Below are 25,312 nucleotides of genomic sequence, written 5' to 3' on the forward strand. Positions count from 1 at the left end.
TTTATCACAGACGTCCCTAGTTTAGGCGCATTATTTTGGGGAAAGCACAGGAAATCGGTCAACCTTGTGAAGCTAATACATCCATAGTCCGCCAGAACAACTCGGCGGCGAGATGTTTGGATCCTTCGGGTCGGTTCTGGACTAGGACCGCCACGGCATATTGGGGTTCTTCCACCGGACCGTAACCGATAAACCATTGGTTATTGAGAGGTTGGTTGTTTCGAATAACTTCAGCCGTACCGGATTTTCCAGCCAATGGCCATTTCGCCTGCTGTAGCGCGCCTCCGGTGCCGTCCGTTACCACCAGCCTCATCCAGGACAGCAATCTATTAGCTGTCTGCGTGTGAATCTGTCCGGCCGCGGAAGGAGAAGCTTGGGTGGGTAACTCGGATAATAGCGATCCGTCTTTGTAACGAATCTCGCTGACTAAGCGCGGCGCCGTCACTTGGCCGCCATGGAGCAAACTAACGACCAAATTGGCCGCTTGGAGCGGGGATACGAGCACATCCCGCTGGCCAATGGCAGTTTGCGCCCGTACCCCGCCGTCCGCTGCCGCCAAACTGTTGAACACCACTCCAGGCTCCTCATGATCCAGCGGCCGTAATCCATCCCCTCCGAGGAAGGCAGGATCGCTCCAGCCGATGGGACGACCCAGCCCCAGCTTGGCGGCGGTCCTAACCATCGCGTCCGTACTTAACCGCTCTCCCAGTGTGGCGAATACAACGTTGCAGGATTTGGCAAACCCCTCCTCCAGCGTGATGTTTCCATGTCCCCCTTTCTTCCAGCAAGACAAACCGTATTTGCCATAATGGCCATTGCAGTGAAACACTTCACCGGGAACCGTGGCATGCTCCTCCAGGGCGGCAGCCGCAATCACCGTTTTGAATATCGAGCCCGGAACGGATGCCTTGACTGCTTTGTTACCCCAGTTCTCCGCCGCAGGATCAACATGGTGCGGATCATAAAAAGGGAATGACACCATCGATACGATATCGGCGGTCTTCGCATCTAACACGACAACCGCTCCTTCCGTCACGTTCATCTTTACGGCCAATTGCTCAATTTTCTGCTGAATTTCATCGTCCACCGTGGTTTGAATTTGCAACGGGTAATAACGGCTGGTGTCCGCATTCACCCGAGTGCCCATCCCGCCGAGCGGGTCCTTTCGCCCGTCAACCGCGTAGGCAGCCCTGACGCCGCCAAGTCCCCGCAGTAACCCGTCGAGCGTTTTCTCCAAACCAGAGGCACCGACCTGCAAGGTCAACGCGAAGTCTGGCTGATGTTTGTTCTCCCGAAGCTTCCGAATGACATCCGGCCGCTGCGTCACAAATCCAAGCCACTGGTTGCCCCGTTTGCCCGGCCCGTAACGCGTCATATAAGGCAGCACTTCCAGACCTTCAAGCTTCGGCAACATACGAGCCGCCTCTTCGTTTAACCGGAGCGGCTCGCCCGGTTCTCCCCCCGGCTTCGGCCAGGTGTAAGGGCGCTCCAGTTGTTCCCATGTGCTTCGAAGTTCGGTAACGGTCGTCCCCAGCGCGGCCGCCATGCTGGCAAGCTGAGGTTCTTCGGGCAATTTACGAACCGGAAACAGGATTGGCGTCCAAGCCAACTCCCCCGTCAACGGCTTCCCATTACGGTCGAAGATATGTCCTCTCCCCGGATCCAATTCGATGCTCTCTTCACGCTGCCGAACGGCTAATTCATTGATCGTCTTCCCGCTAACGGTCACAGCCTTAAACGCCGAAGCCGTCTGAATCCAGGCGATACGCAGCGCAAACAACCCGATTACTACCATAAAGGACAGCAGCAAATAAAATATCCGTTTTTTGCGCAATAACGACATCGTTCGCCCTCCGTTCTGTTCCCATTATTTCCTGGGAAAAGTCGGACTAAACCGCCGCCCCTACCCGCTACCCCCGATGCCCACTGCTCATGCTCGTCGGCGGACAAGAGCGGCCCGTGGTCGTTATAACAATAAAAAACCCGGCCAAACCTGCATTCGCAGATTGACCGGGCTTCTCTCCGACCCCCGGAACCCTCGGGAAACCGGGTCATACTCATATTCAGGCGCTAAGCCTGCCTTCTATACGGTGAACTTGGACAACGACTCTTTCAAGCCGGTCGACACGTTCTCCAATTTGTTCGACAGCTGCACCAGCTGATCGCCGACGGTTTGCTGCTCGCTGGAGAGCGAGGCAACCTCTTCGGACGTAGCGGACGATTGTTGCGCAACCGCACTGACGTTGCTCATCGCTTCGGACAATACCGATTGCGATTCGTTCAGTTGGTCGATGGAAGCCGTCACGGAATCGAGATGATGGACGAAACCTTCCATTTGCTGCTGCACGGATACGAAAATTTGGCTGGTTTCCTGTACCGACGCGATTTGCTCCTGGAAGATCGGACTCGCTTCGGATAGGGTTTTGACCGTTTCGTTCATCTCTTTCTGAATCGTATCCGTAATTTCACCAACCATGGTGATCGATTGACGGGATTGATCCGCCAATTGACGAATCTCATCGGCAACGACCATGAACCCTCGGCCGGCAGCACCTGCGCGAGCCGCTTCAATCGTAGCGTTCAGCGACAGGATATTCGTTTGTTGCGTAATGTTCTGCATCACATCAAGCACTTTCAAGACGGACCCTGTGCTCGCTTTGAGCGAGTCGACTTTGGCGGTCAACGCATTGATCATTTCGACGGTCATGTTGGTTTTCTCCATCAATCCGCCCAAAAACTCGGTCCCTTGCTGACTGGATTTCTCCACCTGACGTGCCGAGTTTTCCATCTCTTTGTTCGTTTGGATGACTCGTTCCATCTGACGGGAAATATTCTCTGTCAGCTCATTGCCGCGTTCAGCTTCGTTCGCCAAGCTGGTCGCCCCGTTAGCGATTTCTTCAGTCGCAACCGCGATTTCTTTAGCGGACAACGCCGTTTTGTTCGAGGCTTGTGTCAATTCAGTAGCTGTATCCAAAACATCCTGCGCGGAATGATTGGTCTGTTTGACGAGGGTAGTGATATTCTCCATCATCACGTTAAAGCTCACCGTCAGTTGACCGATCTCATCCTTCGCTTTCGTATTCATCCGAACGTTCAGATTCCCTCGGGAGCCTTCCTCCATCAGGTTTCTCAACTTGCCGAGCGGATGCGCGATCATGCGAACCATCCAAATGCCAATCAGAATGGCGATAATCGCAACAACAACCAGGGAGAACATCGTAAACATCAGGATACGGTCTGCGCTTTTTGTCAGTTCCGCCGCATCCACGGTGCCGATCAACTTCCAACCAGACGCCTGAGTGTTGAACGAGGCGAGAACAGAGTTGCCGCTTGCATCCTTGGTCCGAAGGCTGCCAAAAGGCTCGCTGCTTTGTCCCAGATTAAATTCGCTAGGTTTTCCCTCATCACCATCGACGGAGGAACCAACCACAATATTATCCTGTGTTAGCATTTGAAGTTTGGAGTTTTCCCCCAATTTAACTTCTTTCAAATAACCGTTCAATACGTCCAAATTAACATCGGTGATCAGAACGAAACGTTTCATACTGTTGACACTTTGTACCGAGCGAGCTAGGCGGAAGACTTGTGTGTTCTTCCCTTCGGATGGAACATTCAACCAAACCGTCTTGGTTGCGCCGGCTAGATCCTTGAACCAAGCCTCTTCACGCACGGTGGCCAAGAAATTGATATCCGCGCTGCCCGAAGTTACATCATCCACGATTTTGTCCGCCGACAACATGTAAACCGCTGAAACTCCCTTAGTTGAGAATGTTAGCGTATTCAAGCGAGTTCTCATCTTGTTGGTTGCGGTAAACTTGTCATAGTCCGTAAGGTTCGACAAGGAAGCATCCATGATGGCATTTTGCATTTCGTCGTCCAGGAACATTTGCTGCAGATTCTCTTCATACTTTTGCATGACGATATCCAGCTTTTGCGAGGTCTGAACAATCGTCTGAAGGTTGGCTTGTTCCGCATTGTCCTGAATCGTCCCCTTCGCCATTTGGGAAGACATAATCCCGATGGTCAGCACGAAAAACATGATTGCAATAAAGAAAATCAGGAACAACCGAATGCCTACCGACTTCGAAGGATTGATTTGTTTAGGTAATTTGTCCTGCAGTGAAGCCAACAAAGCTTTGAAATTAAACGGAGTTTTGCCTGATGGATTGCTTGCTTTTGACTTGGTCCGTTCTCCCTTTTGCTTCTTTTGCTTCTTTTCCTTCATCTTGTTGTTAGTTGCTTGGTCCTCGTTCTTCGGAACCAGACTCATGTTGATCACCCGCCACTCTTAATAGTTGCAGACCCCAGTTTTTGGGCTTGAGGTCATGCATAAAACAGTTAGTTGTTCACATCTCTCGTCAGCTACTCAAAATATTCGACAATACCTGACGTTCTCCTCTATAATATCGGTTTCATATGTATCGGATTTTAAATAATCTTGACAAAAAACACAAAAAAGGGCCTTTCGTCCTATAAACGAACAGGCCCCAAAGCATATTGATTTTTACATTACTTCTTTTTCCGCATCATATCGAAATAGGATACTGGCTGCTCGACCTTTAATTTGATTCGTTGCAGCGGGTGACGGGCGGCATCCAGTTCATTTCCGGCCTCGTCGTAAATGGTTCCGACCGTTTGCTTAAAGAAGGTGCCTCCCGGGCCAAAAAACTCCACCTCTTGCCCAGGTTTAAAATGATTCCGCTGTTGAATCGTCGCCATTCCGGTCGTTTCGTCATATTCCATGACCAATCCGGCGAAATCATAAGGCGCCGCTTTTTCTTCCGGCTCGTAAATATGATCTTCATGATCCGGAGTATCGTAGAAAAATCCCGTGTTCAGCGGGCGATTCGCCGCCTTATTGATTTCTTCAATCCACTCCGGCTTCAGGACATAATTGTCCGGATCCGCCATGTAGGCATCAATTGCTTGCCGATAAACGTTAACAACCGTCGCCACATAATGGATCGACTTCATCCGGCCTTCAATTTTGAAGCTGTCCACGCCAACATCGATCAAATCGGGAACATGCCCAATCATACACAAATCCTTTGAACCCATCGTAAACGCGTTGTCCTCTTCCTCGAACAAAGGAAGCTGAGTTACGCCCAGGCGGAACTTCTCCAACACCTTGTTATCGCGGGCCTCTTCCTGAGAGATCCATTCCCCCTCCGAACGCGCATCCGTAAACAGATCGTATTTCCAGCGGCAGGATTGGCAGCAGCCTCCCCGATTGGAGTCGCGGTCGGTGAAATGGTTCGACAACACGCATCTCCCTGAAAAAGAAGAGCACATCGCGCCATGAATAAACGCCTCAATCTCAATGTCGACATGACGTTTAATCTCCTCGATTTCTTCCAGGCTGGTCTCACGTCCCAGCACGACTCGCGGTAAACCCTGGTCCTTCCAAAATTGAACCGCCTGCCAATTGACGGTCGACTGTTGGGTGCTGAGGTGAACCTCCAATTCTGGTACAACCCGCTGGGCCGTTTCAATGATCACCGGATCAGCAACAATAATCGCTGCGATTCCCGCCTCGTACAGATTCCGCAGATATTCCTCGATGCCCTCCAAATCCTCGTTATGGGCGTAGATATTTGTGGCGACAAACACTTTCGCGCCGTATTTCTTGGCAAAATCCACGCCTTCCCGCATTTCTTCGAAACTGAAGTTATCCGCATTGGAACGAAGGCCGTATTGTTGTCCCCCGATATACACGGCGTCGGCACCGTAATGGACGGCGAATTTCAGTTTTTCCAGATTACCCGCCGGGGCGAGCAGTTCGGGTTTCGTCAACCGGTTACGTTTCCCCGCATATTTCGGCATATGTTTCTCCGCTGTTTGCATCTTCGTTCACCTCTCATTTTTTAAGATTTTTGAATGTTAAAGCTTTAAATCAGGTCAAAAAGTCGGCTTTTCAGCACCGAGAAGGTTGGATGAAGCTAGGGACTGAGTAGCGCAGCGTAGGTGAGCCTACGTGAGCAACGGAAGGCCCGGCTGAATTCAAGATTCGATGTCGATTAAGCCTCCACGATTCAACATCGTGATCAAAAGCCGACTTTTTGACTTCCTCTCAATAGACTTGTTCTTTGTAGAAGAAGCCGAAGGTAAGCTCCCGCTCCGGATCTTGCACATCCCGGATGGCCTCGATCCAGCTCTCATCAAGCTCGTACCCTTTCGGATCGCGGAAATAGGCCTCAATCGCCATGCGATACGAGGTAATCACAATTTCGTTATAAGCCTCCGGCTTCAGCAGCGTCTCGATTTTGAAGCTGTCGACACCTGAAGCCATCAGCAGGTGCAAATCTTCCAAAATACAGATATCGTCGGAACTCATAATATGCGTTCCGTTAGCATCCTCGAAAATCGGGAATTTCTCATCTGGCCGCTCCGCCTCGACGAGGAATAATCCGCGTTTCAAGCCCAGATCACTACCCGGTACGACCGGACGTCCTTGATGCGTCATATAGCTTTGCACCAAGCTGCGTTTCGAGTGATATATATTAGTCATTCCATGAACCTGAACCTCCGACTCGATGTTTAGCGAGGAGGGCATCGCAGTGATCTCGTCCATGTTCAACTCGCGTGCCAACATGACTCGGGAGGCTCCCTTCGCACCCCAATAGTTGGCGGTGGCATAGTTGGTGGAAGTCATCTCGGCGTTCCAATGCAGCTTCAATTGTGGAGCCAACTTGTGCACTGTCTGGAGCACAGAGGGATCACCAAATTCGATTGCGTCCACACCGCATTCCGCCAATTGCTTTACATAATCGGACAACCCCTCCAACATTGAATTGGTCATCAGGTTGTTGAGGCTGACGTAAATTTTGGCTCTGTATTCACGCGCCACTTGTACGGCCTCGGCGATGTCCCGGGTCGTCATGTCACCAGGGAGGCGCATTCCGTATTTGGATTCACCGATCAGGGCTGCATCAGCCCCTGCTTCAAAGTAACGCTTTAGTTCTTCCAGCGAACCGGCAGGGACCAACAGTTCCGGTTTTTTGCTCATCTGTTACTACCACCTTTATTTATTGGCCATAGCCTTGCTAGTCTCGATGTTCTTCAAATGCTCTTTATAGGTCTTGGCAAACAGATGCTCCCCGCTGCCATCCTTCTTCGTTACGTAGAACAGGTACTCCGAATCCTTTGGCGTCAGCGCCGCTTCAATCGATTTGAGACTTGGGGCGGCGATAGGTCCCGGCGGTAGTCCTTCGTATAAATAAGTATTGTAGGGGCTGTCCACGCTTCTTAAATCCGAATTCAGCAGACGCTCCTTCGGTTTATCCAGCACATACTGCACCGTGGCGTCGATTTCCAGCTTCATTCCGTCCTTCAGTCGGTTGTAGATAACCCCGGCCACCATGGGGCGCTCGGTATCAACAACAACCTCGCGCTCCACCAGCGAAGCGACCGTCATCAGCTCGCCGAGGGTAAGCCCGCGAGCCTGCAGTTTTTGAGCGAAATCGGGAATTCCGCCAAGCCGTACTCCCGTTTCCTGCAGCATGCGAGTAATAATATCCCGTTCATTACTGCCTTTTTTCAGCTCATAGGTTTCTGGGAACAAATACCCTTCCAGTCGATACGTCAATTGCTCATCCGCCGGAATTTGAGATAACAACTCATCGTTAAGCTCGGCTGCATTCTTCGCTAACTGCAAGAACACCTCTTTGTCGGCCAAGCCTTCCTCAGCTAGCTTGTCGGCCATTTGCTTAACGGTAAAGCCTTCGGGAATCGTAAACCGGATCATTTCCGCTTTGATCACGTCGCCGCTGTTCAGCTTGGCGATGATCTCGTCATACGTGACCCCCGGTTTCATCTCGTAGACTCCAGCCTGAAACCTGCTGCCTTCCGACTTCCATTTTAAATACGAAACGAACAAAAAGGAATTTTTAATTAGTCCCTGGTTTTCCAGCAACTCCGCAATCCCCGATGTCCCCGTTCCCGGTTCAATCGTGAGCTTGACCGTCTGCTCCTTCGCTTCGACAGGTTGCATGCCTGTGTATACATAGATTCCGGCAGCTCCTACGCCGATGATTACAAGTAACAGCAGGACAGTCAGCCATTTCAGCGCCTTTCTCAAACCGCTTCCCCCTTAACAGCCAAAAAGAGCGGCAAAAAACCCGCTCTTTCCGGACTGATCTATCGTGCTCCTGCAACGCCTTCCCAGCTACTCCGGAAAGGTCAATTCGTCATAAAGCTCGGATACGTTCTCCCATTCCTCGTCGTCATCGATCGTTACCAGCTCCAGCTCGTCGCCGGTCATCACAATCTTGAAAATCTCCGGTTCTTCGTCTTTGGATGCATTCTCTAGCATTAATACCGCATAAGACGCTCCAGCCACGTCAAACTCCTGAACGACTTGATAATAGGAGGCATTGCCTGATTCGTCCTCCAGCTCCACGATTGGGCCGAAAGCGTCGCGAACCCGCGACGTCAGGACCGCTTGGTCTGCCGTAAAATCAGTCATTTCCATCTTCTCCGTCAAACTCGTCGATGAGCGTATTAAACGTCTCCTCAACAATTTCCCATTCTTCATCGCTTTCGATCGTGTACAGCTTCAGGTCATCGCCGTCTTCCTCGTAACGGAACGCGTATACCTCTTCGCTCTCTTCATCTTCATTCCCATCAGAATCCAGAGGAACGACCATCATATACTTGGCGTCCGAACCGTCGACTTCGAATTTCATAATCACTTCGAACTCTTCTTCATTGCCCTCTTCATCGGGGATATAAATAATTTCCGGTTCTTCTTCATTTCCGATACGATCTTTAGACATACGCGATCACCCTCACTTTATACTCTTAGAGTCCAAATAGTTTTGCAAAATCAAGCTGGCGGCCATCTTGTCGACGACACCTTTGCGTTTCTTCCGGCTGACATCCGCTTCCAGCAGCGTTCGCTGCGCTGAAACGGTGGTCAGCCGTTCGTCCCAGAGATGCACGGGCAGGCCCAGCCTGCTCCGAAGCTCCTCGGCAAACGCCATGCATATTTCTCCCCGGGGACCAATCGTGCCGTTCATATTCTTCGGCAGACCAACGACAATCTCCTCCACCTCGTGCTGTTTCACCAGCTCGGCGATGCGTTCGAACTCGCTGCCTTCCCTCCGGCGCTCGATCGTTTCGAGACCTTGGGCGGTCCAGCCTAGACTATCGCTCACGGCTACTCCGATCCGACGGTCCCCGTAATCCAGACCCATGATTTTCATGTGTTGCTCCTATCGGTGGCCCGCCATGTAGAAACGTACCAGTTCTTCAATCAGTTCGTCCCTTTCCTTCTTGCGGACCAAACTTCGCGCATTGTTATGACGCGGTATATAGGCCGGATCTCCCGACAACAGATATCCGACGATCTGGTTAACCGGATTGTATTCCTTCTCCTGCAACGCCTGGTAAACCGTAAGAAGAATTTCCTGCGCCGACGCCTCTAGTTCATCGCCTTTGACGTTAAATTTGACGGTTTTATCCATGGAGTCCATGATGACACCTCGCTTCTTCGACATACGCCTTTATGATCGCAGCTCATTTCCTCTTAGCCTAATCATACTATACCATATCATGGGTTCCATAAGGAAATTTTCACGGGTTGACCCCGTCAAATTTACCGTTCCTTTAGGCTTGGGAAGCAATCCATTCCGCAGCTCTCTTCAATGCTTCGTCCAGCTTGCTGGCATCCTTGCCACCCGCCTGGGCCATGTCCGGACGGCCGCCGCCGCCCCCGCCGCACACCGCCGCCACTTCCTTGACGAGCTTGCCGGCATGCAATCCGCGAGCCACTTCCTCTTTTGGCACGACTACAACAAAATTCACCTTGTCTTCACTAGGCGCACCCAGCACCAGCACCGCATCCGGCAGCTTGGCTTTCAGTTCGTCGGCCAACGTGCGCAGCGCGTCCATACTTCCGGCTTGAACGTGTGCAGCCAGGAGTTGGGTTTGACCAACGCTGACCACCTGGCTCGTCAATTCACCGGCTTCGATTACACTCAACTTACTTTGCAGCGACTCATTCTCGCGACCGAGCTCCTTCAACTGCTGGAACAATCCTTCGACCCGTTTTGGCACGTCGTTCACATTCGATTTCAACAGGCCGGCTGCTTGCTTCAGCAAGTCAAGCTGACCATCCATGAATTGGTACGCGCCTCGTCCGGTCACCGCTTCGATCCGTCGCACACCGGAGCCAATGCCGCTTTCGCTGACGATTTTGAACAGGCCGATCTCCGCCGAATTGTTCACGTGGCAACCGCCGCACAACTCCAGGCTGTACTCGCCGACCTGGACAACGCGAACGATGTCCCCGTATTTCTCGCCGAACAACGCCATTGCCCCCATCGCTTTGGCTTCATCAATCGCCTTCAGCGAGGTTATCACCGGCAGCGCGTTCCAAATCTGCTCATTCACGCGGCGTTCGATTTCCACCAATTCCTCCGGCGAAATGCTGCCAAGGTGGGAGAAGTCGAAGCGCAGGCGCTGCGGTTCAACAAGGGAACCGGCTTGATTCACATGTTCGCCGAGCGTTTCTTTTAGCGCCTTATGCAACAGATGGGTTGCCGTATGATTCTTCACCGTATGGCCGCGTTGTTCCTTGTTAACGGAAGCCGTAACTTCTGAACCGACTCGCAGTTCGCCGGCCTCTACCGTCACCTGATGGACATGCTGCCCGTGTGGTGCTTTAAACAAACCTTCTACAGTCGCACTGCCGGAGCCGCTGCGAAGGGTCCCCTGGTCGCTGACCTGGCCGCCGCTTTCCGCATAGAAAGGCGTCGAAGCCAAAATAATTTGACCCGATTGGCCTGCACCAAGCGTATCCACGAAAGCGTCGTCAGCCACGATAGCGACGATGCTGGTAGTAACTTCAAGCTCATTATATCCAACGAATTCCGTTTTAGTCGTAAAATCAGCCAGAACTCCGCCTTGCACCTTCATGCTGCCGCTCTCATGACGAGCGGCCCGGGCGCGTTCACGTTGCTCCTCCATGGCAGCTTCAAAGCCTTCACGGTCGACACCCAGCCCGTGTTCCGCTGCAAAATCCTCAGTTAGATCCAGCGGGAATCCGTAAGTGTCGTACAGCTTAAAGGCATCCGCCCCGCTGATCAGCGTACGGCCGGCGGCCTTCGCTTCTCCGCTAATGTCCGCCAAAATCGCCAAGCCGTCGCTGAGCGTTTCGTGGAAACGTTCCTCCTCGACACGGATGACCTTTTCGATAAATTCTCGTTTAGTTACAACGTCCGTATAATAGGTGCCCATGATGTCACCGACGGTCCCCACCAAGCCGAACATAAACGGCTTGTCCATTCCGATCAGCTTGCCATAACGCACCGCGCGGCGCAGCAGGCGACGAATGACGTAACCCCGGCCTTCGTTGGAAGGCAGCACGCCATCGGCTACAGCAAAGGTCACCGTGCGAATATGGTCGGCGATGACCTTGAGCGCCACATCACTTTCCTCCGCAGTACCGTATGTGACTCCGGCCATTTTTGCCGTTTGTTTAATAATCGGTTGGAACAAGTCGGTATCGAAGTTGGAGTTCACATCCTGCAAAATAGAAGCGAACCGCTCCAGCCCCGCCCCGGTATCGATGTTCTTGTTCGGAAGCGGCGTATAGCTGCCGTCCTTATTATGGTTAAATTGCGAGAATACGAGGTTCCAGACCTCGAGGAACCGTTCGTTCTCCCCGCCCGGATAACATTCGGGATCAGACAGGTCGCCGTAAGCGTCGCCGCGATCGTAGAAAATTTCCGTACAAGGTCCGCAAGGCCCCTCGCCGATGTCCCAGAAGTTATCCTCCAGCTTAACGATACGCTCGGCCGGAAGGCCCACTTTCTCATTCCACAGCTTAAATGCTTCTTCATCCTCGGGATACACGGTGACCGATAGACGCTCCGGATCAAAGCCAATCCATTTCTTGTCGGTCAGGAATTCCCAAGCCCAAGTGATTGCTTCCTCTTTAAAATAGTCCCCGATCGAGAAGTTGCCCAGCATTTCAAAAAACGTATGGTGCCGGCGCGTCTTCCCGACGTTCTCGATATCATTGGTGCGAATGCACTTTTGCGAGTTTGTCAAACGTGGATTCTCCGGTTTGACACGCCCGTCAAAATACGGCTTGAGCGGAGCCATCCCCGCGTTGATCCACAACAAAGATGGATCGTTATGCGGGACGAGCGAGGCGCTCGGTTCGATTTTATGGCCTTTACCGGCAAAGAACTCCAGCCATTTGGAACGAATTTCACTTGCTTTCATCGTATTGACCTCCTAATTTATCCTCTAAAAAACACAAAAACGCCCCTGAAAATCAGGGACGATTGAATCGCGGTACCACCCTGGTTATCGCTTTCGATGCGGCTGGACGTTAGTCCGCCGGCGTCTACAGCGATCGCCTCGTCGGTCCGGTAACGGGGACCTGCCGGTGAATTTAGAGCTCACACTCCGAAATTAGCTTTCCGTCCGCGCGAGATTTCAGGTTCTCTCAGCCGCTGCCATGGCTTCCCTTACGGGATGCCGCCTGCAGCGGAACCTTTCTCTGGTAAATCCGCATGCCGAACGTACTTGATTTCATCAACGTTTTTTAGATTTTGCACATAACATTTTAAGTATATAAGGCGCTTAACGCTGTGTCAATGCGGCTTATTCACAAGGCTTTGCGACGAACGTAATACGCGTAGAAATGTTGAATAACCACCTTCACCACAGCAAAAAACGGCACGGCCAAAATCAATCCGGGCACCCCCGCCAATTCCCCGCCGATGAGAAGCGCCAGAATAATCAACATCGGGTGCATATGCAGGCTCCGCCCCACGACCTGCGGGGAGATGATGTTGCTTTCGATCGTTTGGCAGAGCATATTGACGAGCAGGACGAGCAGGACCATTTTCCATGAGATCGTTGTGGCCATGACTAAGGCCGGGGCCGCCCCCAGAAACGGGCCCAGGTAAGGAATGATGTTGCAGAGAGCAACCACCCCCGCCAGCAGCAGGGCAAACGGCATTCCGATGACCATGTAGCCGATGTAAGCTAACACTCCGATAATGACGCAGACCAACAGTTGCCCCCGAACATAGTTCCCCAACGCCATGTCGATTTCCTTCAACAACGTGATGATCGACTTGCGCCGCGAACGCGGCAAATACTGCAGCATTAGCCGTTCAATCAATTCGATGTCCTTCAGCATGTAGAAGATCAGAAATGGAATAATGAACGCATTAAACACCACGCCGATCGTCGTCCCGATATTGTCGAGAAAACCAGAAATGGCGCTCACCAGCCGATTTTCAAATTGATAAAACCAGTTGTTCATCCCCATGCGAATGCTCCCCGGCAAAAGCCCGTTATCCCAGCGGTTCATCATTTGCTGAGTATGAATGGTCAGCTCCGGCAAATGCTCCCCTAGCTCCTCCAGCTGTTCGACAAACATCGGAATCACGTTCATGAGCACCACCGATAAGCCGGTCAGGAACACCGCATAAATCAGCAATACGGCCATCGTCCGCGGCACCTTGCGCCCGCCGAGCATCCGGACGATCGGATTCAAGACATAAGAGATGATGATGGCGATCACGAACGGTGCGAACACCGCTTTGAGAAATCCATAGACGAGCGCAAACATTGGACGCAACTGCCACACGAAAAACAGGATGACCAGCCCGAGCAGCAGCCAGATGCCATACCGGAACAGTTTGCTTCTGGTGATCGGTTCCATTGGCTCCATGCCTCCTTCCTCCTCCGCACCGAATAATCGTATAGATCAGTATTTGCCTGGGGAGAGAGATTTATGAGAAGAGGGGGTTGCGAAGGAGCCGGAGATGTAGGGGAAAAGATTAGAGGAAACGTAGACGTAGGGAAAAAGATTAGAAGAGCGCTGGGGGCCGGCGGGTGAAATGTTCTTACGATCGCTGTTGCTCATGGATTTCTCTGGTTGGACTAGATTCTAACGGTGTAGAAATCCACTCGCAAAGGCGACCACTAACGTTTCTCCAGAATCATTTCTCCCTCTGGCCTTTTGCGCTCTTCGAGTGCTTTCTCGGTGGGCCTCTTACTCCTAACGGACCTGAGAGACGTTATTGAGTCATTTCCCGACTATTTCCCGATGTAACGGACTCAGCGGTCGTTATTTAGCCATAAATGCAGCGAACCGGGACAATTTTGCTGGAATAAGGTCATCTCAGTCCGTTAGGTTTCAAGGATGCCCGGCTCACAGATAATAACGCCTCCTGAGTCCGTTAGCCGCGCGAGCAAACCGAAACAGCCCGGACGCATCTATATATTACAGATGCGTCCGGGCTGCTATCTTATCCACCAGCTAGCGGTGATGTTACGAGCGAGTATATTTGCTTCAAGCAGGGAAATAAAGAACCAGAAGGAGTTTACGTCCGCATTTGGGAGCCGCTTGTCCTCCTTCCATCTCATCTGTGACAAGCGGCGGACAAGAGCGGCCCGAGGTCATTATTTACATGCGTTGACTCCATATAAAGGTGTCGCCGCTTAGCGTCTCTTCAATTCCTCGTAATGCGCCAACGCCGCTTGATGGATCGGGTGCTCGGCGTCGAGGCCGGTGTATTTGGCCAAGGTCTGCGAAGCGCCGACTTCTGTCAGCGACGCTTGCAGTTCCGCGGCTTCCGGATCATCCGGAGACTCGAAACGGAGCGCCATCGCCATCGTCAGCGCCAGGTAGCCGTATCCAAACTCCCGTTCATACGCCTGCGTCGCCGGGGAGACCAGCCGGTCGCCGGCGGACAGCTTGCGGATCGGTGAACGGCCGACCCGCGAAACCTCATCCGTCAGCGCCGGATTGGCGAAGCGCTCCAGAGTCGTATCGATATATGCCTGATGCTCGGCTGACGAAAACCCATGTTTCGCCACAAGCAACGCCCCGGTCTCCGAGAGGACGGCGCGCACATGCTGAACGACCTTCTCATCGTTCATGGCTTCCTGAATCGTGGCATGGCCTTGCAGGTATCCCATGTAAGCGGCCGAGCAATGGCCGGTATTTACGGTAAACAATTTACGTTCGATATAAGCCTCCAATCGGTCAACATAATGCACTCCCTCGACCCGGTGAAAACCTTCGAACATTTGAGATTGGTCCACAGCCCACTCATAGAAAGGCTCTACCACGACCTGCAGCGGATCCTCATGCTGCTGCAGCGGAACGATCCGATCGACGGCCGCATCGGGGAACGCTACATTCGCCTCCGCCCACTGCCGTGTCGCCTCGTCCAGTTGGGCATAGACATGCTCCTTGAGCTGGGAGCTGCCGCCGATGGCGTTCTCGCAGGCGATGACATGAAGCGGGGACGCCGTCTCATCGGTTTTACGCAGCATCAGCCCTTGAGCGATCGTACCGGCGATATGCTTCAACACCGAAACCCCAACCGCCGTCGTCACCAGATCCGCTTCGGCTATCGCCCGAGCGGAGGCAACGGGATCGTTCATGCTGTTGATCGCCGTCACGCCGCTTACAGTGAAGGTTTCCCGCTGATCGCTGGCCAGCGTGACGGGATATTCCTTACGCCGGGCCAACTCCGAGACGAGCTTCTCGTTGACATCCACGAAGCAAACCTTGTAACCAGAGCGAGACAGCAATAAGCCGATGAATCCTCTTCCGATGTTACCTGCGCCGAAATGGACCGCCTTCATGCTTCCATGCCCCCTTCCAGAATTTCCGCAATCTCCTCTTCTGTCCGGGCGTTCATAATTCGCTCCAAATTGGATTCCTCGGTGAACACCATGGCGACGTTGGTGAGGACCTCCATATGATCCCCTCCGGCAGCAGCAATGCCGATCACGATAAAGGCCGGCTCATCGCCGCCGAAGTCAACGCCTTCCGGGAAGCGAACAACCGATAGTCCTGTCGAGGATATCAGGCTTTTGGCTTCCTTCGTGCCGTGTGGAATCGCCAGGCCGCCGCCCATATAGGTGGAGACAATTTCTTCGCGCTCGACCATTTTGTCGACGTACTCCTCAGTGACATGGCCGGCGTCAACCAGCAGCTTTCCAGCCATACGAATGGCTTCGTATTTATCATTAGCTTTCCCATTTAATATAATTTTCTCTTTAGACAGTAGTTTCATTATTGTTCTCTCCCTTTCCACTGATTTTCCTATCTTCCCTTATTTACAGATTCTCAAAATAAACCAACAACTCGGTCGCCAAAAAGTTTCGAATCTCCGGACGCTCCCCCGTCTCCAGCAGTTCCACAAGCTCCGGTTTCAACAGCAAAGCGCTAATCTCACTAAGTACCTCTAAGCTCTCCCGCGACAGCTCGCGCGGCGCAAGCATGAATAGCAACGCGCCTACTTTCGTCCCGCCGTCGAGCAGTACAGGCTCCTCCAGTCGGAACAAAGCTAGTGAACGGTAATTCACGAACCGGGTCCGCGTGTGGAACAACGCAAGCGATGTACCCGGAATGACCTGACTGGCCATCTTCTCCCGTTCCAGTAAACGATCCGTTACGGCTGCAACATCGGATACGGAAGGCGGAACGAACGATTGATTCATTTCCTCCAGTGCCGCTGTGACCGTCCCCCGGAGCGAATCCCCCCGGTTGTTCAGAACACGCACGTCGAACTGATCTAGCAGACTGACAACTTCGTTCAGAGCCATCGATAACGATCTTACCTTATCAAAGGCTCGGGTTTTGGCGGATTCCGGTTCGGGTGCTGGCTTACGCGATCTCAGCGTCGTATGCTGCACGTACGCCAGCAGCTGCTCGCTGTCCTCTTCCGTGAGCAGCGGGCTTAATCTGACGTAACGGTCCTCCGGCAGAGGCAAGTCGATCGTCGAGATAATCAGATCGTAATCGGACTCCGGTAATCGCTTGGCTTCATACCACGAGACGTTGCCCAGCACTTCGATTTGCGGCATTTCCTTGGCGAGCCGCGTGGCCAGCAGCTTGGAGGAGCTGAGACCGCTTGAGCAGACCAGTATGGCCCGCACGTTGCGGCCAAGCTGATTCAGCCGTTCGATGGAAGCACCGAAATGCATCACCAGGAAGCCGATCTCCTCATCCGGTACTTCCAGACCGGCCGCGCTGTCGTTCATGGCCTCCCGTACGATCCCAAACAGCTCCTCGTAATCCTTGCGGATGGCGCTTAACAACGGATTGCGGATGCGCGAGCCTTCTCGGATTCGCTTAAACGCCGGGCCCATATGCTCGAGCAAGCCGCTGCGCAGCAGGCGGTCCTCCTGAAACGGGATGCCGGTTCGCTTGACGACGTTCTCCGTCAGCCGGTATACGGTATCAACCAACTCTAAATCCGCTTGAACGAGCTCGGGAGAGGCTTCTTTCGCCCGATTGAACAAGCCGTTCATATAGGCGATTTCCTCCGGCGGAAACGTGAGCGTAAGCTGATCGGCCAAACGCAGGGCAAAGCGGGAGGTTTCGCCTTCATCCCGCTCCCCGCCAGCCCCAGTGGAAATCGGCTTGCCTTGCACCGCTCCCACGAATCTCCCTACGTGAATCCGATTTACCGAGACGGAGAGATGGATCAATAGCTGTGTGTAGGCATTTTCAGACAAGTGCTCGGTCCAGTTCCAGTTCATCGCCCAAAGCGTGTTCTCCACCGTCATCAGGTTGTGAGTGCCGACGACCTCCAACAGCTTCGCGGTCGCCGAGGATACTTGACTTACCGGCGATCCTCCGATGAGATCCGAGTAATCCAGGTGATCGGCAGCCAATTGGCATAATGCCGCGCGTTTCCCCTGCTCATCCCCGATAAGCTCGACGCCGTAGCCCCGGCGGCGGACCAACTCCAGCCCGAATCGGCGGGCCCAAGGCTCAACCTCGTCCAGATCGCTGCTGATGGTCGCAACCGTAACTTTCAAGCCATTAGCCAATGTAAATAACTTGCAGGGCTCCTGCTCCTCCAGCAAGCGGCAGATCAACAAGAGCTGCCGCTCTTCTCCGGAGTAGTCACTGGGTTTATCCACCAGCAGCAAACGCCTGGCTTCTTGCAGTTTCTTGCCCTCCTCGCTACCTGCGGCATTGCTCCAAACGGAGATGCCGGTTCCGGATTTACGGTGCAGGAGCAATCCGAAATTGGCCAAGATTTTCTCGATCTCGTCCAGTTCCCGGTGAACCGTCCTGACGCTGACGTTGATCTCCGCTGCGATTTCCGCAGCGGTCATCCCGTTCTTGCGCCCGAGGAGGAGGATGAGGATCTGCTTTTGTCGTGCGGTCATTTTCCTCATATTAAGTCTCTCCCTAATATAGACGCAAAACACCGGCGAAAGATCGCCAGTGTTCTGCCCCCGCATCGTAACCGGCGCGAGCTTAGCCTTTCAGCCGTTCGACCAGTTCATCGTATTTGGGACTCTTCAGGAAATTATCAATGGAGATATGCTCGGCATCCGGTTTGTTTGCGATTGCGCGGTCCGTCAGCGTTTTTTGCGTAATGACGATATCTGCGTCGCTCGGAATTTCACTGACAGCCGAATTGACGACCGTCACCTTTACGCCTGCCTCCTGCATTTTCTTTCTCAGCACCGAAGCGCCCATCGCACTGGACCCCATACCGGCGTCGCAAGCAAACACGATTTTGTTCACGATTTCCTTGTGCGCGCCGCCTACAGCAGCAGGAGCTGCCGTTTCCGCTCTCGAGCCTGCGGATTTCATCTCTTTCATTTTCTCCGAAGCTTCTTCCAAGTTCATATCTTCTTCATCTTGTTTCCCCGTTTTGAGCAGGAACGAAGCGACAAGGAACGAAACGACCGTTGCCACAATCACGCCGCTTAACATCGGTACATATCCGCCCTTCGGCGTCATCAAGAAGTAAGCGAAGATACTGCCCGGAGAAGGAGAACCTACAAGGCCCGCACCGGTCAATTGGAACGTGAACGTACCTGCCACACCACCTGCGATAGCAGCCAGAATCAGGATCGGCTTCATCAAGATATACGGGAAATAAATCTCGTGAATCCCGCCCAGGAAGTGGATCACCACTGCGCCCGGAGCCGATTGTTTCACCATACCGCGTCCGAAGATCCAGTAAGCCAACAGAATGCCAAGACCTGGACCTGGGTTCGATTCAAGCATGTATAACATCGATTTGCCTACCCGCAGCGCTTCTTCCGAAGCGATCGGCGTAATGACACCATGGTTAATGGCATTGTTCAGGAACAACACTTTGCCTGGCTCAATCAAGAGGTTGACCAGTGGGAGCAATTTTGCCTCCACCAGGAAGTCAACGCCCGAAGACAACCCTTTGCTAATCGCGGTGACGACCGGACCGATGCCGCTGTAAGCTCCCAGAGCCATCAAGCCGCCCAAAATCCCGATCGAGAAGTTATTGACCAGCATTTCAAAGCCGGACTTGATTTTACCTTCGACCAATTTGTCGAACTGCTTAATGACCCAAGCGGACAACGGACCCACGATCATTGCGCCGAGGAACATCGGAATGTCGCTGCCGACGATAACCCCCATCGTTACGATCGCAGCGGTTACGGCACCACGTCTTCCATGTACCATGTTGCCGCCGGTGTAGCCAATGAGGAGCGGCAGCAAGTATTTGATCATCGGATCGACCAGTTTGGCGAGATATTCGCTTGGAATCCAGCCGGTAGGAATGAAGAGTGCGGTGATTAACCCCCAGGCGATAAATGCGCCGATGTTCGGCATGACCATCCCGCTGAGCGCACGACCGAACTGCTGAACCTTGACCCTTGCTCCGCCGGTTCCAGTTGACGGTTTTTTCGTTTGTGCTATAGCCATAAAGAGAAACCCCCTTAGAATGATGTACGGACCATCAACAACGTTGACTTGTTGGATTACCGTGCTTCTAAACTCATCCTAATTCAAAGCGCTTTCTTTCTCAATCAAATGAAAACACGGTTTCGTCATGATTATTGTTGACAACATTTGAAGAGCGATTCCTCCATACAAAAAAAGCCATCCCCTCCATGATTAAAAAGGGGACAGCTTTTGCATTTCCACAGCATAACCGGAATATATTGTTACGAGGAAGCGTGCATTTGGGAGAAATCCTGCACCATTTCCTCGCCGAAGAACAGATCGTCCAGCGAGCTGAGCGTACCATCTTCCTCGACTTGATATACGGACATTTTGTCGCCGTTCACCGTGAGTTCAATAAAGCAACCCCAGCAGTAGAACTGGTGGGAGCCGATTTTCCCGATATCCTTGGAATTGCAATTTGGACATTTCATCATAGAACCATCACCTATCCATCCACAAAATTCACGGCTTTTCAAGCAGCTGTTCGCTGCCCAGGGGCACCATGATCGCATTCTCCCCTCGGGTCATTTCCGGCAAAAAAGGCAGCAGTTTGCGCCCTTCCATGAGATCGGTGAAAAACCCGTCGCTAATTTCAATTCCAGTAATTGTGTTTCCCAATTCATGCTCAAAATAAACATCCGTCACATGACCCAGACGAATTCCGTCCTCGGTCAGGACCGACAGCTCTTTTAACTTCCCATTTCCCGTTAAAAAGGTGTTCTGTATGTTCTCGGCTCCCCATTTTCGGACAGCCTGTTGATTACGAATCATCACAGCATCTTCGCCGTAGGCCACGATATCGTCCCATAGCACCGTCTTGACGCCGGAGGTCCAAAATAATCGATTCTCCAGCTGGATGCCAACAATCGACCAGTCGTGGTTCAGGAGGATGTCAACGACTTTCCCGACCTGCTTGCCATGCTCCACATCATAAACGGTCAGGCCGATCATTTCTTGCATTCTCATGTTGTATAAGACACTCCCTGCTTGGGCAATTCACACGGTTCCGAAAATCCTTACCCTCCCCTCCGTAAAAGCGATTTGACCCCCAAAAGGTGCCCATTATTTTCTTCTACGAAGTCGTTCCAGGATGGTTCCAATTTTTTCGGCAGTTTCGGAAATTTCTTTCCTAGTATTACCCAATCCTACACTAAATCGAATCGCGGATCGCAAAAAACTTGCCGGAAGATGCATCGCTTCCAGCACATGCGAGGGCTCCAAGGATCCTGAGGTACAAGCCGATCCGCTGGAGGCGGCAATACCTTCCATATCGAGATTCATCAGCATCGTCTCCGAATCCACTTCCGGGAAGCTGAGGTTGACGATATGCGGCAGCCGATCGGTTGGATGGCCGTTCAGGTGGAAAGCCTCCCGGGTGATCCGCTGTTCCAAAGCGGACAGCAACTCCTGGATCCACAGGCGATCGTCCGCGGTGCGCGTCTCACGCTCCGCCTCGGCCAACTCAACGGCTTTGGCAAAACCGGCGATTCCGGCCATATTTTCCGTACCGGCCCGGCGCTTTCTCTCTTGCAGTCCGCCGTACTGGATCGGCTCCAGCTGAAGATCCTTCCGTACATATAAAGCCCCGACGCCTTGGGGACCGTTGATTTTGTGCGAAGAAAAACTCATCAAGTCGACCGGAAGATCGCGACAGGAAATCGGCAGTGACCCGAGCGCCTGCACGGCGTCAACATGAAAAACGATCCCCCGCTCCCTAGCGATCGCGCCGATTTCGGCAATCGGCTGAATCGTACCAATCTCGTTATTGCCGTACATGACGCTAATCAGAATGGTATCGGGACGAATGGCTTCTCGTACCTGATCCGGATTCACCTGACCGTAGCGATCCACCGGCAAATAGGTTACCTCGAACCCGTCCTTCTCCAGACGTTCGCAGGAATGCAGCACCGCATGGTGCTCGATGGCGGTCGTGATGATATGGCGGCCGTCCGCCTTGCAGGCGGACGCCGTGCCAAACAACGCCAGGTTATCGCTTTCCGTCCCTCCGCCGGTAAACACCAGTTCATCCGGACGGCAGCCGATCCGAGCCGCGATGGTATCTCGCGCCCCGTTCACCAGACGTTTGGCCTCTCGTCCAAAATAATGAACACTGGATGCGTTGCCGAGTTGCTCCCGCATCACCTTCAACATCGTTTCCGCGACTTCCGGATGGATTGGCGTGGAAGCGGCATGGTCCAAATAAATATGCTTCATGGCTCTCACCTTGTTCCAATTATCTTTGATATCAGCGTATAAACGTAAATCACCGCCCCGGGATCGGGACGGTTACCGAATCGTTTGTTGATTGTATCCTACCGCATTCATGATGACAAGTCGGTTCGCGGATTAAATGTAGAACATGTAATTTTCCTTGGCTCCGTGCTCCTCGAAATTCACCAGGTTCTCCAGCGTCGTCGAATCCAGCACTTCAGCGATACTATCGCGGATGCGCAGCCACAAATCGCGTTTCGCGGGGTCGTCCTCTTCTGTGAAATCCACCGGGGAAATCGGCCCCTCCAACACGCGGATGATGTCTCCCGCCGTAATTTCACTGGCTTCCTTGGAAAGAATATAACCGCCATAAGCCCCGCGTACGCTCTTTACCAAGCCGGCGTTGCGCAGCGGCGCGATCAATTGCTCGAGATAATGCTCGGACAATTGATTTTTCTCGGCGATGCTTTTGAGAGAAGTAGGCCCCTCGCCAAATTTAGCGGCCAGCTCCATCATAATGGTTAATCCGTAGCGTCCTTTTGTAGAAATCTTCAAAGAAGGCACCTCTTTCAATTTTCAAGTAAACTTTATATAATTAAGCTTTGATCCTTTAAAAGACAGTCTCGGGCCCTCCGCCGCGTTCTTCCGCGACAGCCGTGCCCAAATCCGGGAATTCCTCCCTATTCCTATCTTTACCCTGTGCTTATCGTAACATATCATATGTGTTTTGGAAAATAAAGCAACAATTATGGTAAAATAAACGGCGAGCGAACGCCGCTCAAAGGAGTGATAATCATGACGAAGCCTAATAGCGAAACCCGCGTCGTCGTCGGCATGTCCGGCGGCGTCGATTCCTCGGTGACCGCGCTCCTGCTGAAGCAGCAGGGCTACGACGTCATCGGCATATTCATGAAAAACTGGGACGATACCGACGAATTCGGCTACTGCACGGCCGAAGCGGACGCCGAAGACGTTCGCCGCGTCTGCGAGCAAATCGATATCCCCTACTACACCGTAAACTTCGAGAAGCAGTATTACGATAAAGTATTTGCCTATTTCCTCGAAGAATATAAGCGGGGCCGGACGCCAAATCCCGACGTCATGTGCAACCGGGAAATCAAATTCGGCGAATTTCTGAACAAAGCGCTGGATCTTGGTGCGGATTACGTGGCGACCGGTCATTATGCCCGGGTCGTGGAAGAGAACGGGATGTACAAGCTGCTGCGAGGCGTCGACAACAACAAGGATCAAACTTATTTCCTCAATGCCCTGAATCAGGAGCAGTTGTCCAAAGCCATGTTCCCGATCGGTCACCTGCCGAAACCGGAGGTGCGTCGGATTGCGGAAGAAGCCGGTTTATATACCGCGAAGAAGAAGGACAGCACCGGCGTCTGCTTTATCGGAGAACGCAATTTCAAGGAATTCTTAAGCAACTACCTGCCGGCCAAATCCGGCGATATGGTTGATATCGTCACCGGGGAAGTTAAGGGCCGCCACGATGGCCTGATGTACTATACACTAGGCCAACGGCAAGGTCTGGGGATCGGCGGTTCCGGCACCGGCGAACCATGGTTCGTTGCCGACAAGGATCTGGAGCGCAACATTTTGTACGTCGTGCAAGGCGACAAGCACCCGAGCTTGTACTCGACGTCGCTGATTGCTTCCGGCGTCAATTGGATCGCCGGGGCCGACAAGCTGCCGGAAGGGCCGTTTCACTGCACGGCCAAATTCCGGTACCGTCAGCCGGATCAAGGCGTGACGCTGACGGCTCGGCCGGACGGCACCGTGCTTGTCGAGTTCGATCAGCCGCAAAAGGCGATCACCCCGGGCCAAGCCGTCGTGTTCTACCAAGGCGAGGAATGCCTCGGCGGAGGCACGATCGATGCCCCGGTGAAACTGCGGGCGGAGGCTGTGGCAGCGCAAGCTTAAGCAGGATCAATATAAAACGGGAGTTACGGCGTCAGCTTATGACGCGTAACTCCCGCTTTTTTTTTTGCGTTTATCCGCAGGGCCCATGCGCCCCGGTTACTTGCCGTTTCTGCGCCGCAGCTCCTGGTTGTGTTTGATCTTCGCTTCGTTCCCTTGCTCGGTGGCATGATAGAACGTACGCCCGGCCAAGCGCTCGGGCAGATATTCCTGCTGTACATAATGTCCGGGATAATTATGCGGATACTTATAGCCTTCGTGACCGAGCTTCACCGCGCCCTTGTAATGGGTATCGCGTAAATGTAACGGAACCTCGGAAGACTTGACCTCCTCAATGGCTGCCATGGCGTTCCCGATCGCCTCCACGACGCTGTTCGATTTGGGGCTTTCGACCGCAAACAGAATCGCCTGGACGACGTTCAGCCGCGCTTCAGGCCAACCATTGTTCCGGTAAGCGTCCAAGGCACTAATTGCCTGTACCAACGCTTGCGGGTTGGCCAGGCCGATATCCTCACTGCTGGCGGCGATCAACCGGCGGATAAAGGTCATCGGATCCATCCCCAGCTTCTCTACGGCATAGAGGAACCAGAATACCGCCGCATCGCTGGAACCGCGAATTGACTTGTGGAACGCAGACAACACGTCGTATTGCGTCGACTCGTCCGCTTTGACGAGCGGCCGGCGGATCGATTCTTCCGCAACCTCAAGCGTGACATGCACCGTGCCGTCCGATTGCGGCGGCGTGGTCATCGCGGCCAGCTCCAAGGCATTCAGCGCGCGCCGAATGTCGCCGTTCGCCATCGCGGCAATGTGCAGCAGCGCCTCCTCGTCGACCTGCAGCGACATGAAGCCAAGCCCTTTCTCTTGATCCGCCAAGGCACGCCGCATCGCGATCAGCGAGTGCTCCTTCGTCAGCGATTCCAGTTGAAATAATGTGGAGCGGCTCATTAAGGCGCCGTTGACGTAATGGAACGGATTTTCCGTCGTTGCGCCGATGAAGATGATCGTCCCCTTTTCCACCGCCGGCAGCAAGGCATCTTGCCTAGAGCTGTTGAAACGATGCACTTCGTCCAGGAACAGGATCGTTTTCGTGCCATAGAAAGCTTTGTCGTTCTGAGCCTTTTCGATGACCTCGCGAACGTCCTTCACCGAGGCATCCACCGCGTTTAATCGGACGAATTCCGCTTGGGTATGATTCGAAATAATGTGCGCGAGCGTCGTTTTGCCGCAACCCGGAGGGCCGTACAGTAAAATCGAGGACACCTGATCCGCTTCGATTGCTCGCCGCAGCAGCTTCCCCGGGCCAACGATATGCTCCTGTCCGATATATTCATCGAGGGAGGTCGGCCGTATCCGGTCGGCCAGCAGCCGCCCCGCCGGGTTTTGCTCCTGATTGAAAGAAAACAAATCCAATTTCAAGTCACTTCCTTGATCGTTAACATAATTAGCATGACA

At 53.0% G+C, this 25,312-nt stretch carries 21 protein-coding genes; 1 reads left to right on the forward strand and 20 read right to left on the reverse strand.

The genetic code is table 11. From position 1 onward, the window contains the following. Positions 1 to 58: 58 nt before the first annotated feature. The 19 genes from M0651_RS15385 to cymR all read right to left on the reverse strand — a co-directional run bounded on the left by M0651_RS15385 (position 59) and on the right by cymR (position 22,486). On the reverse strand, positions 59 to 1,843 hold the full coding sequence (locus tag M0651_RS15385; protein WP_248552631.1) for a peptidoglycan D,D-transpeptidase FtsI family protein: 1,785 nt from the start codon (positions 1,841 to 1,843) through the stop codon (positions 59 to 61). 240 nt (positions 1,844 to 2,083) lie between these two features. Continuing rightward, entirely contained in the window at positions 2,084 to 4,270 is a 2,187-nt protein-coding gene (locus M0651_RS15390) for a methyl-accepting chemotaxis protein (RefSeq protein WP_248552632.1), read from the reverse strand. Positions 4,271 to 4,509: 239 nt separating this feature from the next. Continuing rightward, positions 4,510 to 5,844: a peptidase U32 family protein gene (locus tag M0651_RS15395; RefSeq protein ID WP_248552633.1), complete on the reverse strand. Its 1,335-nt coding sequence runs from the start codon at positions 5,842 to 5,844 to the stop codon at positions 4,510 to 4,512. Positions 5,845 to 6,070: 226 nt separating this feature from the next. Further along, the gene (locus tag M0651_RS15400) at positions 6,071 to 7,006 is read right to left on the reverse strand and encodes a peptidase U32 family protein (RefSeq protein ID WP_248552634.1); all 936 of its coding nucleotides are present in this window, start codon (positions 7,004 to 7,006) and stop codon (positions 6,071 to 6,073) included. A 15-nt stretch (positions 7,007 to 7,021) separates the two neighbouring features. Then, positions 7,022 to 8,077, reverse strand: coding sequence for an endolytic transglycosylase MltG (mltG, locus tag M0651_RS15405; RefSeq protein ID WP_248552635.1), 1,056 nt, complete (start codon positions 8,075 to 8,077; stop codon positions 7,022 to 7,024). A gap of 87 nt (positions 8,078 to 8,164) precedes the next feature. Next, positions 8,165 to 8,464: a DUF1292 domain-containing protein gene (locus M0651_RS15410; RefSeq protein ID WP_155605810.1), complete on the reverse strand. Its 300-nt coding sequence runs from the start codon at positions 8,462 to 8,464 to the stop codon at positions 8,165 to 8,167. Next, positions 8,457 to 8,774 (reverse strand): DUF1292 domain-containing protein, encoded by a 318-nt coding sequence (locus M0651_RS15415; RefSeq protein ID WP_009224380.1) that lies wholly within the window; start codon positions 8,772 to 8,774, stop codon positions 8,457 to 8,459. Before M0651_RS15415 ends, M0651_RS15410 begins: the two co-directional genes overlap by 8 nt. 12 nt (positions 8,775 to 8,786) lie before the next feature. Then, complete coding sequence (gene ruvX / locus M0651_RS15420; protein WP_248552636.1) at positions 8,787 to 9,203, reverse strand: Holliday junction resolvase RuvX; 417 nt, start codon at positions 9,201 to 9,203, stop codon at positions 8,787 to 8,789. Between the two features lie 9 nt (positions 9,204 to 9,212). Beyond that, on the reverse strand, positions 9,213 to 9,473 hold the full coding sequence (locus M0651_RS15425; protein WP_155605813.1) for an IreB family regulatory phosphoprotein: 261 nt from the start codon (positions 9,471 to 9,473) through the stop codon (positions 9,213 to 9,215). Between the two features lie 133 nt (positions 9,474 to 9,606). Next, positions 9,607 to 12,231, reverse strand: coding sequence for an alanine--tRNA ligase (gene alaS / locus M0651_RS15430; RefSeq protein WP_248552637.1), 2,625 nt, complete (start codon positions 12,229 to 12,231; stop codon positions 9,607 to 9,609). A 388-nt stretch (positions 12,232 to 12,619) separates the two neighbouring features. Next, positions 12,620 to 13,687 carry an AI-2E family transporter gene (locus tag M0651_RS15435; RefSeq protein WP_248552654.1) on the reverse strand — a complete coding sequence of 356 codons (1,068 nt, stop codon included), beginning with the start codon at positions 13,685 to 13,687 and terminating at the stop codon, positions 12,620 to 12,622. A gap of 782 nt (positions 13,688 to 14,469) precedes the next feature. Next, complete coding sequence (locus M0651_RS15440) at positions 14,470 to 15,624, reverse strand: mannitol-1-phosphate 5-dehydrogenase (protein WP_248552638.1); 1,155 nt, start codon at positions 15,622 to 15,624, stop codon at positions 14,470 to 14,472. Next, the gene (locus M0651_RS15445) at positions 15,621 to 16,058 is read right to left on the reverse strand and encodes a PTS mannitol transporter subunit IIA (protein WP_248552639.1); all 438 of its coding nucleotides are present in this window, start codon (positions 16,056 to 16,058) and stop codon (positions 15,621 to 15,623) included. The genes M0651_RS15440 and M0651_RS15445 overlap by 4 nt, the downstream gene beginning before the upstream one ends. A gap of 43 nt (positions 16,059 to 16,101) precedes the next feature. Further along, the gene (locus M0651_RS15450) at positions 16,102 to 18,177 is read right to left on the reverse strand and encodes a BglG family transcription antiterminator (protein ID WP_248552640.1); all 2,076 of its coding nucleotides are present in this window, start codon (positions 18,175 to 18,177) and stop codon (positions 16,102 to 16,104) included. An 82-nt stretch (positions 18,178 to 18,259) separates the two neighbouring features. Beyond that, entirely contained in the window at positions 18,260 to 19,699 is a 1,440-nt protein-coding gene (locus M0651_RS15455; protein ID WP_248552641.1) for a PTS mannitol transporter subunit IIBC, read from the reverse strand. Positions 19,700 to 19,941: 242 nt separating this feature from the next. Next, the gene (locus tag M0651_RS15460; protein ID WP_193416592.1) at positions 19,942 to 20,151 is read right to left on the reverse strand and encodes a YrzR-like zinc ribbon domain; all 210 of its coding nucleotides are present in this window, start codon (positions 20,149 to 20,151) and stop codon (positions 19,942 to 19,944) included. A 31-nt stretch (positions 20,152 to 20,182) separates the two neighbouring features. Further along, the gene (locus M0651_RS15465) at positions 20,183 to 20,686 is read right to left on the reverse strand and encodes a PRC-barrel domain-containing protein (RefSeq protein ID WP_248552642.1); all 504 of its coding nucleotides are present in this window, start codon (positions 20,684 to 20,686) and stop codon (positions 20,183 to 20,185) included. A gap of 96 nt (positions 20,687 to 20,782) precedes the next feature. Next, positions 20,783 to 21,934, reverse strand: a complete 1,152-nt coding sequence (locus tag M0651_RS15470; protein WP_248552643.1) for a cysteine desulfurase family protein — start codon at positions 21,932 to 21,934, stop codon at positions 20,783 to 20,785. Positions 21,935 to 22,066: 132 nt separating this feature from the next. Further along, on the reverse strand, positions 22,067 to 22,486 hold the full coding sequence (gene cymR / locus M0651_RS15475) for a cysteine metabolism transcriptional regulator CymR (RefSeq protein WP_068784637.1): 420 nt from the start codon (positions 22,484 to 22,486) through the stop codon (positions 22,067 to 22,069). Positions 22,487 to 22,726: 240 nt separating this feature from the next. On the opposite strand from cymR, the gene mnmA reads away from it, so the two are divergent. Then, the gene (gene mnmA, locus M0651_RS15480) at positions 22,727 to 23,860 is read left to right on the forward strand and encodes a tRNA 2-thiouridine(34) synthase MnmA (protein WP_248552644.1); all 1,134 of its coding nucleotides are present in this window, start codon (positions 22,727 to 22,729) and stop codon (positions 23,858 to 23,860) included. A 96-nt stretch (positions 23,861 to 23,956) separates the two neighbouring features. Here mnmA and M0651_RS15485 read toward each other — a convergent pair whose 3' ends face one another. Then, the gene (locus tag M0651_RS15485) at positions 23,957 to 25,270 is read right to left on the reverse strand and encodes a replication-associated recombination protein A (RefSeq protein WP_248552645.1); all 1,314 of its coding nucleotides are present in this window, start codon (positions 25,268 to 25,270) and stop codon (positions 23,957 to 23,959) included. Positions 25,271 to 25,312 lie beyond the last annotated feature (42 nt).

Source organism: Paenibacillus mellifer (assembly GCF_023195895.1).
Classification (GTDB): domain Bacteria; phylum Bacillota; class Bacilli; order Paenibacillales; family Paenibacillaceae; genus Fontibacillus; species Fontibacillus mellifer.